Annotated in this window: 17 protein-coding genes; 14 read left to right on the plus strand and 3 right to left on the minus strand. The window is 57.6% G+C overall.

Annotated features, from left to right (window positions below):
- Positions 1 to 28 precede the first annotated feature (28 nt).
- The 8 genes from murA to yacG all read left to right on the plus strand — a co-directional run bounded on the left by murA (position 29) and on the right by yacG (position 5,539).
- Positions 29 to 1,321, plus strand: coding sequence for a UDP-N-acetylglucosamine 1-carboxyvinyltransferase (murA, locus tag WKI41_RS15000; protein ID WP_340194291.1), 1,293 nt, complete (start codon positions 29 to 31; stop codon positions 1,319 to 1,321).
- A gap of 178 nt (positions 1,322 to 1,499) precedes the next feature.
- Entirely contained in the window at positions 1,500 to 1,937 is a 438-nt protein-coding gene (locus WKI41_RS15005; RefSeq protein WP_340194292.1) for a DUF2948 family protein, read from the plus strand.
- A 143-nt stretch (positions 1,938 to 2,080) separates the two neighbouring features.
- Positions 2,081 to 3,379 (plus strand): histidinol dehydrogenase, encoded by a 1,299-nt coding sequence (hisD, locus tag WKI41_RS15010; protein WP_340194293.1) that lies wholly within the window; start codon positions 2,081 to 2,083, stop codon positions 3,377 to 3,379.
- Between the two features lie 3 nt (positions 3,380 to 3,382).
- Positions 3,383 to 3,856 (plus strand): UPF0262 family protein, encoded by a 474-nt coding sequence (locus WKI41_RS15015; RefSeq protein WP_340194294.1) that lies wholly within the window; start codon positions 3,383 to 3,385, stop codon positions 3,854 to 3,856.
- 2 nt (positions 3,857 to 3,858) lie between these two features.
- Positions 3,859 to 4,338, plus strand: coding sequence for a low molecular weight phosphatase family protein (locus tag WKI41_RS15020; protein ID WP_340194295.1), 480 nt, complete (start codon positions 3,859 to 3,861; stop codon positions 4,336 to 4,338).
- A 107-nt stretch (positions 4,339 to 4,445) separates the two neighbouring features.
- Positions 4,446 to 4,664: a translation initiation factor IF-1 gene (infA, locus tag WKI41_RS15025; protein WP_027673809.1), complete on the plus strand. Its 219-nt coding sequence runs from the start codon at positions 4,446 to 4,448 to the stop codon at positions 4,662 to 4,664.
- A 30-nt stretch (positions 4,665 to 4,694) separates the two neighbouring features.
- Positions 4,695 to 5,318: a Maf-like protein gene (locus tag WKI41_RS15030; RefSeq protein WP_340194296.1), complete on the plus strand. Its 624-nt coding sequence runs from the start codon at positions 4,695 to 4,697 to the stop codon at positions 5,316 to 5,318.
- Positions 5,319 to 5,323: 5 nt separating this feature from the next.
- Positions 5,324 to 5,539: a DNA gyrase inhibitor YacG gene (yacG, locus tag WKI41_RS15035; protein WP_340194297.1), complete on the plus strand. Its 216-nt coding sequence runs from the start codon at positions 5,324 to 5,326 to the stop codon at positions 5,537 to 5,539.
- Positions 5,540 to 5,605: 66 nt separating this feature from the next.
- Here the strand turns inward: yacG and WKI41_RS15040 are convergent, their stop codons facing one another.
- A complete protein-coding gene (locus WKI41_RS15040; protein WP_340194298.1) occupies positions 5,606 to 7,786 on the minus strand; it encodes a DUF1217 domain-containing protein in 2,181 nt (726 codons plus the stop codon).
- A gap of 314 nt (positions 7,787 to 8,100) precedes the next feature.
- Here WKI41_RS15040 and flhA point away from each other — a divergent pair, with 314 nt between their 5' ends.
- From flhA to WKI41_RS15070, 6 genes are read left to right on the plus strand one after another with little or no spacing between them, the layout of a single operon-like run.
- Positions 8,101 to 10,191 carry a flagellar biosynthesis protein FlhA gene (gene flhA, locus WKI41_RS15045; RefSeq protein ID WP_340194299.1) on the plus strand — a complete coding sequence of 697 codons (2,091 nt, stop codon included), beginning with the start codon at positions 8,101 to 8,103 and terminating at the stop codon, positions 10,189 to 10,191.
- Complete coding sequence (fliR, locus tag WKI41_RS15050) at positions 10,188 to 10,940, plus strand: flagellar biosynthetic protein FliR (RefSeq protein ID WP_340194300.1); 753 nt, start codon at positions 10,188 to 10,190, stop codon at positions 10,938 to 10,940. Before flhA ends, fliR begins: the two co-directional genes overlap by 4 nt.
- A 6-nt stretch (positions 10,941 to 10,946) precedes the next feature.
- Positions 10,947 to 11,357 (plus strand): hypothetical protein, encoded by a 411-nt coding sequence (locus WKI41_RS15055; RefSeq protein ID WP_340194301.1) that lies wholly within the window; start codon positions 10,947 to 10,949, stop codon positions 11,355 to 11,357.
- 40 nt (positions 11,358 to 11,397) lie between these two features.
- Positions 11,398 to 11,952 carry a rod-binding protein gene (locus WKI41_RS15060; RefSeq protein WP_340194302.1) on the plus strand — a complete coding sequence of 185 codons (555 nt, stop codon included), beginning with the start codon at positions 11,398 to 11,400 and terminating at the stop codon, positions 11,950 to 11,952.
- 23 nt (positions 11,953 to 11,975) lie between these two features.
- Positions 11,976 to 12,341 (plus strand): hypothetical protein, encoded by a 366-nt coding sequence (locus WKI41_RS15065; protein ID WP_340194303.1) that lies wholly within the window; start codon positions 11,976 to 11,978, stop codon positions 12,339 to 12,341.
- Positions 12,338 to 12,871, plus strand: coding sequence for a hypothetical protein (locus WKI41_RS15070; protein ID WP_340194304.1), 534 nt, complete (start codon positions 12,338 to 12,340; stop codon positions 12,869 to 12,871). The genes WKI41_RS15065 and WKI41_RS15070 overlap by 4 nt, the downstream gene beginning before the upstream one ends.
- A gap of 282 nt (positions 12,872 to 13,153) precedes the next feature.
- Here WKI41_RS15070 and fliP read toward each other — a convergent pair whose 3' ends face one another.
- Complete coding sequence (fliP, locus tag WKI41_RS15075) at positions 13,154 to 13,891, minus strand: flagellar type III secretion system pore protein FliP (RefSeq protein ID WP_340194305.1); 738 nt, start codon at positions 13,889 to 13,891, stop codon at positions 13,154 to 13,156.
- A complete protein-coding gene (locus WKI41_RS15080; protein WP_340194306.1) occupies positions 13,888 to 14,445 on the minus strand; it encodes a flagellar basal body-associated FliL family protein in 558 nt (185 codons plus the stop codon). The genes fliP and WKI41_RS15080 overlap by 4 nt, the downstream gene beginning before the upstream one ends.
- Positions 14,446 to 14,472 lie beyond the last annotated feature (27 nt).

The following is a 14,472-nucleotide window of genomic DNA, read 5'->3' on the forward strand; positions in this document are numbered from 1 at the left end:
AGGCGAGCGCAAGGCTCGTAAGGGACGAATGGATCGGATCAGAATCACAGGCGGGAATGAGCTGAACGGCATCATCCCGATTTCCGGCGCCAAGAATGCTGCACTGCCGCTGATGATCGCATCGCTGATGACCAGCGATACGCTCACGCTGGAAAACGTGCCGCATCTGGCCGACGTCGAACAGCTGATCCGCATTCTCGGTAACCACGGCGTCGATATTTCCGTCAACGGCCGCCGCGAAAGCCAGGGCGAGAGCTACTCCCGCACCGTGCACTTCACCTGCCGGACGATCGTCGATACGACCGCTCCTTACGAGCTGGTCTCAAAGATGCGTGCGAGCTTCTGGGTCATTGGTCCGCTTCTTGCTCGCGAGGGCAGGGCGCGTGTTTCACTTCCCGGTGGCTGTGCCATCGGGACACGCCCGGTCGACCTCTTCATCGAGGGACTGGAAGCGCTTGGCGCGACAATGGAAATCGATGGCGGTTATATCAACGCCACGGCGCCTGCCGGCGGTCTGATCGGCGCGACCTACACGTTCCCGAAAGTGTCCGTTGGCGCAACCCATGTGATGCTGATGGCGGCTACGCTCGCCCGCGGCACGACGATCATCCACAATGCCGCCCGCGAGCCGGAAGTCGTTGACCTTGCCGAGTGCTTGATTGCGATGGGCGCGAAGATCGAAGGCGCCGGTACATCGACCATTACCATTGAAGGTGTAACGTCGCTCTCCGGCGCCCGTCACCGGGTTCTTCCGGATCGTATCGAAACCGGCACCTACGCCATGGCCGTTGCCATGACGGGAGGCGACGTTCTCCTGGAAGGCACGCGCGCGTCGCTGCTGGACAACGCTATCGACACGTTGCGGCTTGCCGGCGCAACCATCACGGAAACTGAAAGCGGTCTGCGCATCGTGCGCAACGGCAACGGCATTCGCCCCGTCGATGTCGTCACCGAACCGTTCCCAGGTTTCCCAACCGACTTGCAGGCGCAGTTCATGGCGCTGATGACGAGGGCCGATGGCGTCTCTCACATCACTGAAACCATTTTCGAAAACCGTTTCATGCATGTCCAGGAACTCGCACGCCTCGGGGCCAAGATTTCTCTGTCAGGTCAAATGGCGCGCATTGAGGGCGTCTCCCGCCTGCGCGGCGCGCCCGTGATGGCGACCGACCTACGTGCTTCGGTCTCGTTGGTCATTGCCGGACTGGTGGCTGAGGGCGAAACCATGGTGTCGCGCGTCTATCACCTAGATCGCGGCTTTGAGCGTCTTGAAGAAAAGCTGAACCGCTGCGGCGCGAAAGTCGAGCGCGTCAGCGACTGATCCATCACCTCCGATTCTCGATGAAGGGGCCGTGTCCGTTGAAGAACCGGCCCCGACTGCCTATCTCCAGATCAACCACTTGAACGACGACGCAAACGCCCCACCTGGTGCGCGTCGCGTTTCACACATGTTGAACGCGAGAGTGCGGACTTGTCCGCGAGATGAGGACCAAGAAACGATGAGCGGCCTTAAACTCATGGCGCTGGATGGCGAAGACCTCGCTATCATTTCGACCCACATGCAGGACAGTGTCTTCAAGTTGAAAGACGTGTCCTTCGAGCCGCGTCCCGGCCAGTTCGTTCTCTCTGCCAACCGTTTCGTCTGGGAACACGGCGCCAAGAAGAACCATCCACCAGAACGTTGCCGCTCTGCGCTGGTCTTGAAGCGCGTGTTGGCGGTCCGCTCCAGTGGCATCAACCGCACCGACAAGGAGCAGGTTCATTCCCTGCTTGCCATCCGCTTCATTCCGAAGGGCGAGGGTCCTGACGGCACGATGGAGCTGACGCTCTCGGGCGGCGGCGCGATCGCACTCGACGTGGAATGTATCGAGGCGCAGTTGACCGATCTTAGCGGGGCCTGGGAAACCGAATCCCGTCCGTTCCATCCGGCAGACTAATTCTCAAGCAATGAAGCGGGCAGGGAATTGCCTTGCCCGCATGTTTCGATTTATGCCACATACCCATGTGCCGTCTCATCATTGAGGCGGTAGAGAATTTTGCTTCGCAGACATCGCGAAGCTCTCGAAAAGGGTGACGTGACGTGGCAATCTGGCTGGAGCAATCCTCTTCTGATTTCGAACAGGCTTTCGCCGCGTTCCTGACGACGAAGCGCGAGGTTTCGGAAGATGTGAACGCCGTTGTTCGTGACATCATCGAGGATGTAAAAAAGCGCGGCGATGAGGCGTTGGCCCATTACTCGCTGAAGTTCGACGGACTGGATTTCTCGAAAATCTCGATGCGCGTCACGAAAACGGAAATAGACGCAGCCCTTGCCGAAGTTGATCCTGCCGTTCTCGATGCTTTGAAGTTTGCGGCCCAGCGTATCGAAAAGCACCATGCGCGGCAGATGCCGAAAGACGATATCTACGAAGACGATATCGGGGTCGGCCTCGGTTCCAGATGGACGGCGATTGAGGCTGTCGGTCTTTACGTTCCGGGCGGTACCGCAAGCTATCCAAGCTCGGTGCTGATGAATGCCGTCCCGGCCAAGGTCGCAGGCGTCGAACGCATCGTCATGGTCGTTCCCGCCAATGCCGGCAAGATCAATCCGGCGGTGCTCGCTGCGGCGCGTATCGCCGGCGTCGAGGAAATATACCGCATCGGTGGTGCACAGGCTGTCGCAGCGCTTGCCTACGGCACTCAGACCATTGGACCCGTCGCCAAGATCGTCGGACCGGGCAACGCCTATGTGGCTGCGGCCAAGCGCCATGTGTTTGGCACGGTTGGCATCGACATGATTGCCGGACCGTCCGAAGTCTTGGTGATTGCCGACAAAAATAACGATCCGGATTGGCTCGCCGCCGATCTTCTGGCCCAGGCTGAACATGATCCGGGCGCGCAATCCATTCTGATCACCGATGATGCGGAACTGGGCCGCGCTGTCGAAAAGGCTGTCGAGCGCCAATTGAAGCAGCTTTCCCGTTCGCAGACCGCCACCGCCAGCTGGCGCGATTTCGGCGCGATCATTCTGGTGGATGATCTGATGGCCTCGATCCCGCTTGCCAACCGGATCGCCGCAGAACACCTGGAACTTGCCGTCGATGACCCCGATGTGCTGATGGCGGGGGTGCGCAATGCGGGTGCCATTTTCGTTGGTCGCCATACGCCTGAAGTTATCGGCGACTATGTCGGCGGTTCGAACCACGTGTTGCCCACCGCCCGTTCGGCGCGGTTCTCGTCGGGTCTTTCGGTCCTCGATTTCGTCAAGCGTACCTCGATCCTGAGGCTCGGTGCGGATCAATTGCGCCAGCTTGCGCCAGCAGCGATCACGCTCGCAAATTCCGAAGGGCTTGACGCGCATGCACGCTCCGTCGGCATTCGTCTCAATCCGGAAGGATAGAAGATGGCGGCAGGCGACTTCAGACTCTGCGACGTGGTGCTGGACGAAAGTATCGGCCGGTCAACGCCTGACGTGGAGCATGAGCGCGCCGTCGCGATCTTCGATCTGATCGAGGAAAACAGCTTCGAGCCCATCGGACATGAGGGCGGACCGTATCGGCTCAACATTTCGCTGGTGGAGGCAAAGCTCGTCTTCTCCATCACAACAGAGGATGGAACGGCTGTTGCCACCCACATCCTCTCGCTGACGCCCTTCCGCCGTATCATCAAGGACTACTTCCTGATCTGCGAAAGTTACTACGAAGCGATCCGCTCCTCGACACCGAGCCAGATCGAGGCGATCGATATGGGCAGGCGCGGCATCCATAATGACGGATCGCAGACCCTGATGGATCGTCTCTCGGGCAAGATCAAGGTGGATTTCGATACGGCACGCCGCCTCTTTACCCTCGTCTGTGTCCTCTATTGGCGAGGCTAGGCATGGAAGGTCCGGCCGCTCCAGACTTGAAAGACAAGGCCCCGCGCGCCATATTGTTCATGTGCGGCATGAACTCCATCCGTTCTCCAATGGCAGAGGTCATCGCCAAGCAGATCGTTGCTCCCGGCATATATATCCAGTCCGCAGGGGTGAGAGCTGGCGAACGCGATCCCTTCGTAGATGCCGTTCTGGATGAGTCCGGCCTAACGCTAGGCAAGCACAAGCCGCGCACCATGGATGAGATCGAGGACGACTTCTTCGATTTGATCATTACTTTGACGCCTGAGGCCCATCACGCTGCACTCGAGTTGACGCGTTATAACGCGCTCGACGTCGTCTACTGGCCGACTATGGATCCGACGGTTGAAACCGGTTCCAGAGAACAAAGACTGGAAGCCTATCGCGAGGTCCGCGATCACCTGAAAAAGCTCATTTCCGAGCGCCTACCGCAACGCGCGCAACCGTTTTCGGAAACGCTTTGAAGCGAACGACAATTTAGGTTCACAAATGTGCGGCGATTGTGTAGTTTCCGCGCAATTTTCCCGGGCACTTTGCGCCTGGCATCATCAACAGGAAGAAACAAACCTATATGACAAAAGAAGAAGTCCTTGAATTCCCGGGCGTCGTGACCGAACTCCTGCCCAATGCGACGTTCCGTGTGAAGCTGGAAAACGAGCATGAAATTATTGCTCATACGGCAGGACGCATGCGCAAGAACCGAATCCGCGTTCTTGCCGGCGACAAGGTTCTGGTCGAAATGACCCCTTACGACCTCACCAAAGGCCGCATCACCTACCGTTTCAAGTAATCGCCCGATAGATCGGACGGCTGGCAGAGCATGACAGACCCAAAACAAAAGCTGATTCTGGCATCCGGATCGCCACGCCGTCTTGAACTCCTGCATCAGGTGGGTATCGAACCCACGCGGCTGATGCCGATGGATATCGACGAGACACCCGCACGCCTCGAACATCCCCGCACGCTGTGCCGACGCCTGTCGTTGCAGAAGGCGCAGGCCGCGAATAAGGCGGTCAAGGGTGAACTGGCTTGGCGCGATGCCTATATTCTCGGGTCCGATACGGTGGTCGCCGTCGGCCGCAGGATTGTCGGCAAAGCGGAATACATCGAGGACGCCTCGGCGGCTCTCCATCTTCTTTCTGGCAGAAGCCATTGGGTCTACACCGGCATCTGTCTGATAACGCCGAACGGCAAGGTTCGCCAGAAGGTGGCCGAAACCAAGGTCCGCTTCAAGCGACTGTCGCAGTTCGAAATCGAAAATTACATCGCGTCCGGCCAATGGCGTGGCAAGGCTGGCGCCTATGCCATCCAGGGTATCGCTGGCTGCTTCGTGCAGAAGCTGACGGGCTCCTACACCAATGTGGTGGGACTGCCGCTTTACGAAACGGCCGCACTCCTGGCAGGCGAAGGTTTCGAAGTCACGTCGGGCTGGCAGGAAGGCTGAAAAGCATGACCTCCGATCCAAAGGTTACACCTCTTCGCAAGGCGCAGCCATGCCCCGAATGCGGCAGGCCATCCACACGTGAAGATTATCCCTTCTGCTCCGATCGCTGCCGATCACTAGACCTGTCCCGCTGGCTGAACGGCTCTTATGCCATTCCCGTTGCCGATGACGAGGAACTTGCTGATAACAAGCGCCGCACCGATAACGACAGCGATTATTGAGGGTTACCCTTCAGCATCGTGCTTCGCTTTGCGCGCGTGCCGCCTCAAAGCGTCAACCGAACGCAATCATCCTGCTCTCAGTTGGGCGACTGCCAGAAGCGTGTCCGCACTGATCGAGGCCGACCGGCCCAGGAGGCTGATCGACGAGGAGGTGGGACCGTTCTTCTGGGTATCGTAGAGCGCGGTAAACCGTTTGACGATCTTGTCGACATATTCTGAATCGCCAAGCTTGCCGACGTCTATGTACTTCTTCACCAGGTCGGCCTGTTTGGCCACGTCGATATTGCCGATCGCGGTTGGCAGATTATAGGCTGTCTTGAAGAAGGTGTAGAGCGCCTTGTCGCTGATGATCGAGTAGGGGCTCGTGATCTCAGGTGCCTTGCGTTTGAAGTAGAGTGCCAGGCGAACGCCATCATTTTGCTCGCCCTGTTGCACTTCCAGCGTTTGCTGCAGATACTGGTTTGTCGTCTCCAAAATGGCGCCGCGCTGCTGAACGCCTTCGGTCGCCGTCGCATCTAGCTGCCCCTTGGCGCTGAAATTGAAGGACGCGACAATTTCTGCAAACTTGCTGTTGCTCTGCGTGTTGACGAAGCTCTTCGGATCGGAAAGATCCGACTTGAACATTCTGCGAAGATCGGTGGCGGTGACCGCTTTCGGGTCAATGCTATTGGCTTCCAACACGAACTTTGTCAGTCGGCTGTCTGCGAGGAATTGATCGGCGGTTTTGATCCCGGCCATTGTCGACGTATAGTACGCAATCTCTTTGTCGGCGGCCTTGGAGGCAGTATCTTTGGCGGTACCCGTCAAGGCTCGCAGCTTTCCGGCTTTGTAATCCGCAGCCACCTGGGCCAGCATCCGCTGTGACTGAGCGGCCAGAGGGGCCTCTGTTCCCCCATCGGCAGTGAAGTTGAAGGCCTTGACGAGCTTGACGAAGCGATCGTCGTCCAGCCTGTTGACGTAGCTTTTCTTGTCGGCCACATCGCTGGAGAGGATCTTCTTCAGTTCGGATTTCGAGACCTCGTCGGGATTGATACCGAACGCTCTCAGGGCGACGTCCCAGACTTCGCTGACCTCGTCGTTGTTCTTGTCGTCGTCTTTCTTGTTGGAAACGAAGAAGTCGTCGAGCTTCGTCACCTTGGCGATGCGTGTCTCGTAATTGGCGACGGCATCGGTGATCTTCTTATCCGCGTCTTTCCTGAATTCCGTCGCGTACTGAGTTGCCACCGATGACATCTGTGCAGGCGTCTGCGCTTGCGTGCCGGCAGGAAGGGTGCCGTCACTGGAAAATTCGAACGCGTCGAGCAACTTGGTGTTGCCATAGGTCGTCGCGAAATTCTCGCTGTACATCAGGCTCGCCACGCTGCTCGCGAGCATGGTTGGGTTCAGACCAAACGCGGTTTTGACGTAGGCGACGAGACGGCTGTCCTTGACGAGATCCTGCGCACTCTGCACTTGGGGAACATGCTTTTCCCAGTAGCGCTGATTGGCATCCAGAAGGGTTGTCGACGGATAGGTCGACATGCTGGACACGTAATCGAGCTTCAGGTCCTCCGTCTGGTCGGCGGTCTGGGCCTGACCGTTGACCGTACCGTCCGCGTTGAAGTTGAAGAATGCCGTGAGCTTTTTCCAGGCGGGATTTTTTGCTTGGTTGGCCACGCTGTCAGGATCGGCAAGATCGCTTGTCAGCACCTGCTTCAAATAGGACTTGGAGGTAAAGGTCGTATCAAGCCCGACCGCATCCAGAACGTAGGTGCGAAGACGTGTGTTGTTGACCAGATCGTCAACATTGGTAATCGCGCCGATCTTGGACGCAAAATTAGCGGCCTCTGTCTTTATGTTGGTCTCTTCGGTCTTGAAGGAGGCCTTGTAGGCATCGGTCGTGCTGTCGGCCTGCGCGGTGCTCTGCGCCACCTTGGCGTCGCCCTTGAAGTTGAAAGCCTGGGCAAATTGAAGATAGCGCTTGTCGGTCAGCGTGTTGGCGAAGCTCTTGCTGTCGCTGAGATCGCTCTCCAGCACCTTGCGCATGAAAGCTTTACCATAGGTCATTTCGCCGAGACCATAGGCTGTCATCGCATAGGAGTAGAGACGGTAATCGCCGAGCAGATCGTCGACGTTTTTCACCTTGCCGATATTGGCTTCATAATATTCGGTGTCGCGCTTGACGGTCGCCTGGCTCTCTACCTTTGAGAGAGAGGCCTTCATATCCCGGTTGACCGTGAGATAACTGCTATATGTCGACAGAACCATGACGAGCCCTAGTTCGTTGAAGACCGTTCATGGTCGACGGATACGCGGTCATGGCGCAGATATTGATGCGATCATATTACAAGATGACGGTTGACCAAAGCTAAAAATCCTTTTCAACCGGGTAAAATGCGGAAAATGCGCGCTTTTTGACCGTTGTTCGCTTTCGTTCCCGCTGCCCGCTTTGCCTCCATTCTCGCGCAAGCTTGACCCATTATGCCTCGGTCGTTGATCTGCGTCCAACGGGTCGGCAAGGCCTTTTCATGATGGAAAGGCTCTGGACGTCCTGCCGGTTCTCATGATGAGATGGAGTTAGAATGGCTACCCCGCCCAGCGTAATGCCACTTCCGAAAGTCGCCCCCCGAGGGCGCGACATTGGGTTTGCAGCGGGCATCGTTGCCATTTTGTGCATCCTGTTCCTGCCGATCCCTCCCTTCATGATCGATATGGGGCTGGCATTTTCGATTGCCTTCTCCGTTTTGATCCTGATGGTGTCGCTGTGGATTCACCGTCCGCTGGATTTCTCCTCCTTCCCGACGATCCTGCTGATCTCAACCATGATTCGCCTCGCGCTCAATATTGCGACGACGCGCGTCATTCTCTCACATGGTCACCAGGGCCACGATGCTGCCGGCGGCGTGATTGCAGGCTTTTCCAGCCTCGTCATGTCCGGCGACTTCGTCATCGGTCTGATCGTCTTCCTGATCCTCATCGTGGTGAACTTCATCGTCATCACCAAGGGTGCCACGCGTATCGCGGAAGTCGGCGCCCGCTTCACCTTGGACGCCATCCCGGGCAAGCAGATGTCGATCGACGCGGATTTGTCCGCTGGCATCATCAATGAGAAGGAAGCCCAGCTTCGCCGTCGCGAACTGGAAGAAGAAAGCTCCTTCTACGGTGCGATGGACGGTGCGTCGAAATTCGTGCGCGGCGACGCGGTTGCCGGCCTTCTCATCACCATGATCAACATCTGCGGCGGCATCATCATCGGTGTCTTCCGTCACGGCATGCCGGTCAGCGAAGCGGCAGACGTTTTCGTCAAGCTCTCGGTCGGTGACGGTATCGTCTCGCAGGTTCCGGCGCTGATCGTTTCGCTCGCCGCCGGCCTTATCGTGACCCGTGGCGGCACGCTCGGCTCCACCGACACCGCCGTCATCAACCAGCTGAGTGGCTATCCGAAGGCCCTTTCGGTTGCCGCCGGCTTGATGTTCATTCTTGCGCTTGTGCCGGGACTGCCATTTTTGCCTTTTGTTGCGCTTGGCGGCCTGCTTGCACTCGGCGCATGGTTCATTCCGCGCCAGATGCAGCGCGAACAGGATGTGGCACGTGCCGAGGAAGACCAGAAGGCCGCAGACGCCACACAGGCCGAAAGCGAAACGGTCAAGAGCGTTCTGCGCACCACCGAAATCGAGCTGGCACTTGGCAAGCAGGTCTCGCCGCGCCTTCTCGGCGCACACCAGGAGCTGGGCTTCCGTGTGGGCAAGATGCGCAAGAAGTTCGCTGCGCAATACGGCTTCGTCGTACCGGAAATCAAGGTCACCGACGATATCGCCATCCCCGACAAGTCCTACCAGATCCGCATCCATGGCACGACCGTTGCAGCCAATCAGCTGCGCGTCGGCGAAGTGCTGGTCATCACCGGCAAGGGAAGACGTCCGTCGGTTCCGGGAGACGATGTCAGAGAACCCGCTTTCGGCATGCCGGCGGTTTCGGTGCTGGAGCATTTCGTCGAGGATCTGCGGCGCGAAGGCTTCCATCCGATCGACAACATCTCCGCGCTCCTCACGCATGTCAGCGAAGTCATCCGCAACAACCTGCCGATGCTTCTCTCCTACAAGGACGTCAAGGTTCTGATCGACCGGCTCGATCCGGAGTACAAGAAGCTTGCCGACGAAATCTGCTCGTCGCACATGTCCTATTCCGGTCTTCAGGCCATCCTAAAGCTTCTACTCGCGGAACGCGTTTCCATCCGTAACCTGCACCTGATCCTCGAAGCGGTTGCCGAATTGGCCCCGCATCTGCGCAAGACCGAGCAGATCGTCGAGCATGTGCGTATCCGTATGGCTCAGCAGATTTGCGGCGACCTTTCCGACAACGGCGTTCTGCGCGTCTTACGTCTCGGTACCAAGTGGGACGTCATCTTCCAGCAGGCGCTGAAGCGCGATCCGAAGGGCGATGTCATCGAATTCGATATCGATCCCCGCCAGGTCGAAGAATTCTCCAACGAGGCGACCCAAGTAATCCGTGAATACATGGATGTCGGTCTGCCATTCGTGCTTGTCACGCTGCCTGAAACGCGCGCATATGTAAGGATGATTACGGAACGACTGTTCAGCACCTTGCCGGTGCTCTCGCATGTCGAACTGGCAAAGGGTACGGAAATCAAGATCCTCGGCTCCATTTCATGATCTCTGACCCGCAAGGAACCATTATGGCGCTGTTCCTGGCTTTTTGCCGGATCGGTTCCTGCCTTATGGCGATGCCGGGGTTTTCTTCTGCCAGGCTTCCCGTCCAGATCAGGCTCTTCCTTGCACTGACGCTCTCCGTCGCTCTGTTGCCGCTACTTTGGGATGTGATCTATCCGGTCACCCAAGGTAACACGGTGGCCTTCTTCCGGGCGATGCTCTACGAAACCTTCATCGGCACGATGTTTGGCCTGATCGCCCATCTCTACCTGCTGGGCATGCAGTTTGCTGCAACCGTGATGGGCACGGCGATCGCCTTTACCGGCCCCCCCGCGCAGGACGTGCTTGAGGATACGTCAGAAAGCCAGCTTGCGGCGATGCTGACATTCGGCGTGCTGCTCGTGCTGTTCATCCTCGATTTTCACCACGTCATTTTCAAAGCGCTGGTCGAGTCCTACTCGTCGATCCCCTTGGGTGGGCCGATCACGGCCCAGCGCATGCTGATCACGCTGACCGATACGCTCGTTGCCTCGATGAATGTCGCGATCCGCGTGGCGAGCCCCTTCATCCTCTACGGCTTTCTGTTCAACGTGGCGATCGGTCTGATCAACAAGCTCGCGCCACAGATTCCGGTTTACTTCATCTCCACCCCTTACGCTCTGGCTGGCGGTCTGCTGCTTCTCTATTTCGGCATTGCCGCGGTGGTGAACCAGTTCGTCAGCGGATTCTTCCTCGTTTTCTCCAACATGTGAGTGGAAATGGCGGATCTTTCGAAATCCAAGAAACTCGACAGGCTGGTCAAGGTGCAGGGCCACCTGAAGCAGATGGTCGAAAACGAGCTTGCCATCACCACGCGTGAGCGTGCCGAACTCGCCGAAAAGATTGAAACACTCGCTGGCTATCTGACCTCGTATGATCCGCTTCATCAGGACATGCTGAAGCACTATGTCATGCGACACAGCCGTTTGGTGGCGCGCGATGTCCGTCTTGAATCCATTCAGGAAGCGCAGGAAACCCAGCTTCTGAAGGAAACCAAGAAGGGCGAAAAGCTGGAAGACAAGCGCGACAGTGCTCGCGAGGACGAGGCGCGAGTACGTGACGACAACAGTATCTACGAGCTGGTCGATCTGCAGATCAGCATGAAGGCCTCCAGCCTCCAGCAAGGTTAGGCGCTTATCGTCATCCGATCAAAACGGAAAGGATGACGACGTGGCGATTTCTCCTCCAAGCGATCTTGTGCTTGATGTGGTCAATGCGGCCGACCCGATGCAGGTCTCCGCTGCGCGTGAAAAGCTGCGGGCGGTGAGCGCAACGCGCGAAGCTTCGGTCCTGACGGCCAGCAATGCCGGTTTTGCCTCTGAAATCAACAGCATCGAGACGCCGGAAAGCCGCGCAGGCCTTGGAAACATCCACAGGCAGGAGCATCACGAGAAAATCCCCGAAACTTACCGCAAGTTCGAGGCGAGCGTTCTCAACACATTCATCCAGAACATGATGCCGTCCGATACTGAAGAAGTTTACGGCAAGGGCTCGGCCGGCGAGTTCTGGAAGAGCATGATGTCCGAGCAGATGGCCGACCAGATGTCCAAGAAGGGCGGCATCGGCATCGCCGAACAGGTCTATTCGCAGGCGCTGCAGCGCCAGCGCAATGCAGCCCCTGTCTCTGCCGTCAACGAAGACGACAAGAAGATTGCCATGAGCATGGTCACCGACTTTCAGCGACGCATCTTCTCCGACACCGACACCAAGAAAACCGATAGCTGAGTAAGGCGGAGCGCTGAAGCAACATGGAAATTGTCAACAACGACTACAGAATTCAGGCTGTGCTTGGTCGTCTCGAAGCAGTCATCGACAACGAGAATGCCCGGATCGGCAAAGAACCTGACTTCGACTTCAAACTGTCGAATGCTCACAAGAGCCGCTGCCTCTACGAACTGACGATGCTGATCCGCGACGTTGATAGCCCGAAGATTGCCGACGTGCATCGCCAGCAGATTCTCGACATCAAGGAGAAGCTCGCGATCAACACGCGCCGTGTCGAAGCGAGCATGAAGGCCGTGAAAGCGGTCGTCGAGTTGTTGAAGGATGCGCAGAAGAATGCCGAAGACGACGGTACCTATTCGCTGCAACAGTTCGCTCGTGAGGCGCAATGATTAAGCTGATTGCCACAGGGGTCCTGGTGCTTGTCATGACCCTTGGCGGGGTCTTCGCTGCTGTCAAGTTCGGCCAGCCCCCTGCGGACGATCACAAGATCGATGCACCGCCTCCGCCGCAATATGTCCAGGGCGATCTCATCACGCTGCCGGTTCTCACCAATGGCGCAGTCGCCGGCTACTTCCTGATACGCTCCACGCTTCTGGTGGACTCCGTCATCATGAAAGACGTTAAGGCGCCGATGACCGCTTACATGACCGACGAACTCTTCGGTCTGCTGATCGGCGACAAGATCCTTGACGTCAAGGAGGTCGGCAAGTTCGATGTGGCAGGCTTCAAGACCAAAATCAAAGACGGCATCAATGCCCGCATGGAAAAGCCGCTTGTCCGCGATGTGATGATCCAGCAGATGGACTACATCACCAAGGAAATCCTGGACGCTCGCGATTCCACCCGCAAGCCGCAGAAGATCGTGATCAATACCGATCCCGAGCCACCGAAAGCGGCCGCAGCCACCCCATCCCACTGATAGCTTTTCAAAGACAGAGCGTGTCGAGATCGTCTCGGACACGCTCTTCGTCCCTTGAGTCCCGACCGTTTTGGTAGCGCGTCGACCCGACTAAAAATACGACGAAGCTCTCAAGCTGGCCAATCCAAGCAAATGAGTTCTTGCGCGCTCGCGCGTCGGTGAACACCGTATTGCGTCGGGAATTTTATCTCCATTTGCGCCAAGAGTGTCGCGATCTTTCGCGTGCAGCAGGGGTTACAGCCGAGCGAGGTTCCCCGGCTGATGCTCATCCTTGAGAAAGTCTCAGTAAAACGACCGTACCAACGAGCCGACCAACAGGTTCCATCCGTCGATCAGCACGAAGAACAATATCTTGAACGGCAGGGAGATCGAGGTCGGCGGCAGCATCATCATGCCCATGGCCATGGTAATCGTCGCCACCACCATGTCGATGACAAGGAAGGGCAGGATGACGAGAAAGCCGATTTCGAAGCCGCGGCGGATTTCCGACAGCATGAAGGCCGGCACGAGGATTCGATATTGCGGCTGGGTGCCGTTCATCGTCTCCTGGCCCCGCTCGCTCGCCAGATCGACGAAAAGAGCCAGATCCTTCGGCCGCGTGTTGGCCAGCATGAAGGTCCGAAAAGGTTCTGCCGCCCTCTCGATCGCCTGCGCTTCGGTGATCTGGTTCTGTATCATCGGCTGAATGCCATCGTTCCACGAGCGCTCGAAGGTCGGCGCCATGACGTAGAAGGTCATGAACATCGCCATGCTCGTCAGGATCATGTTGGATGGCGTGGTACCGAGCCCCATGCCCGACCGCAGGATGGAAAAGGCGATGATGAAGCGGGGAAAGCTTGTGACCATGATCAGGATGCCGGGCGCGATCGAAAGGATCGTCAGCAAGCCGAAGGTACGAATGATCCATGCCGCAGCGGAGCCGTCGACGGGCAGATTTAGCAAATCGGCCGGTGACTGCTGCGCAAAAGCAACCCCTGGTATCAGGGCGAAAGCAATCAGGCAGATAAGGGTGCGAATCATTCTATCACGAAGGTTTTGAATAAAACCTTGGATACGCGCCCTTTCGTCCTGAGGTCAACGATCTCTCTCAGGTCATCCCTAAGATATTGAAAGCCACGTGGGCCCTGAATTTGCTGGAGAGGCACGGTCCTGATGTAGGCCATGATCTCCTGATGAAGCTCCTGAACCACGGCCGGGTCGGAAGGGCCATTGAATTGCAGCGCAAGTTCAAGCCTGACCCAGTTCTCTGCAGGATAACCGAGATTGGTAATGATCGGGTCGAGCGACACCAGGCTTGGCCCGACGGGTGCACCGTGAGCATCCTTGGCAGGCTCGCCATGGGCTTCCGCCTTCGGGGCTTCGCCGTGCTCGCCGGCTGCAGCAACTTCTGCCGGCGCCTCATGGGCAGGAGCCGTTGGCGCCGCTGACGCGGGTGGCGCGGGCACGAACAGCATCTTGCCGACGAACCAACCGCCGCCAAGACCCAGAAGGCACAGCACCGCAATCGCGCCGATCGCCGGGATGGGCGAGCTCTTCTTCGGTACCGGTCCTTCAAGTGCCAACTGGTCGGTCATAGGTCTGTCGCCTGTTTCAAAGTTTTA

Source organism: Agrobacterium larrymoorei, assembly GCF_037722385.1.
Taxonomy (GTDB): Bacteria; Pseudomonadota; Alphaproteobacteria; order Rhizobiales; family Rhizobiaceae; genus Agrobacterium; species Agrobacterium larrymoorei_C.

What these genes read in the sequence shown, in the direction of transcription:
- murA (WP_340194291.1), top strand. Translation starts at nt 29, where the DNA reads ATGGATCGGATCAGAATCACAGGCGGGAATGAGCTGAACGGCATCATC.
- WKI41_RS15005 (WP_340194292.1), top strand. Translation starts at nt 1,500, where the DNA reads ATGAGCGGCCTTAAACTCATGGCGCTGGATGGCGAAGACCTCGCTATC.
- WKI41_RS15015 (WP_340194294.1), top strand. Translation starts at nt 3,383, where the DNA reads ATGGCGGCAGGCGACTTCAGACTCTGCGACGTGGTGCTGGACGAAAGT.
- WKI41_RS15020 (WP_340194295.1), top strand. Translation starts at nt 3,859, where the DNA reads ATGGAAGGTCCGGCCGCTCCAGACTTGAAAGACAAGGCCCCGCGCGCC.
- infA (WP_027673809.1), top strand. Translation starts at nt 4,446, where the DNA reads ATGACAAAAGAAGAAGTCCTTGAATTCCCGGGCGTCGTGACCGAACTC.
- WKI41_RS15030 (WP_340194296.1), top strand. Translation starts at nt 4,695, where the DNA reads ATGACAGACCCAAAACAAAAGCTGATTCTGGCATCCGGATCGCCACGC.
- yacG (WP_340194297.1), top strand. Translation starts at nt 5,324, where the DNA reads ATGACCTCCGATCCAAAGGTTACACCTCTTCGCAAGGCGCAGCCATGC.
- WKI41_RS15040 (WP_340194298.1), bottom strand. Translation starts at nt 7,786, where the DNA reads ATGGTTCTGTCGACATATAGCAGTTATCTCACGGTCAACCGGGATATG.
- flhA (WP_340194299.1), top strand. Translation starts at nt 8,101, where the DNA reads ATGGCTACCCCGCCCAGCGTAATGCCACTTCCGAAAGTCGCCCCCCGA.
- fliR (WP_340194300.1), top strand. Translation starts at nt 10,188, where the DNA reads ATGATCTCTGACCCGCAAGGAACCATTATGGCGCTGTTCCTGGCTTTT.
- WKI41_RS15055 (WP_340194301.1), top strand. Translation starts at nt 10,947, where the DNA reads ATGGCGGATCTTTCGAAATCCAAGAAACTCGACAGGCTGGTCAAGGTG.
- WKI41_RS15065 (WP_340194303.1), top strand. Translation starts at nt 11,976, where the DNA reads ATGGAAATTGTCAACAACGACTACAGAATTCAGGCTGTGCTTGGTCGT.
- WKI41_RS15070 (WP_340194304.1), top strand. Translation starts at nt 12,338, where the DNA reads ATGATTAAGCTGATTGCCACAGGGGTCCTGGTGCTTGTCATGACCCTT.
- fliP (WP_340194305.1), bottom strand. Translation starts at nt 13,891, where the DNA reads ATGATTCGCACCCTTATCTGCCTGATTGCTTTCGCCCTGATACCAGGG.
- WKI41_RS15080 (WP_340194306.1), bottom strand. Translation starts at nt 14,445, where the DNA reads ATGACCGACCAGTTGGCACTTGAAGGACCGGTACCGAAGAAGAGCTCG.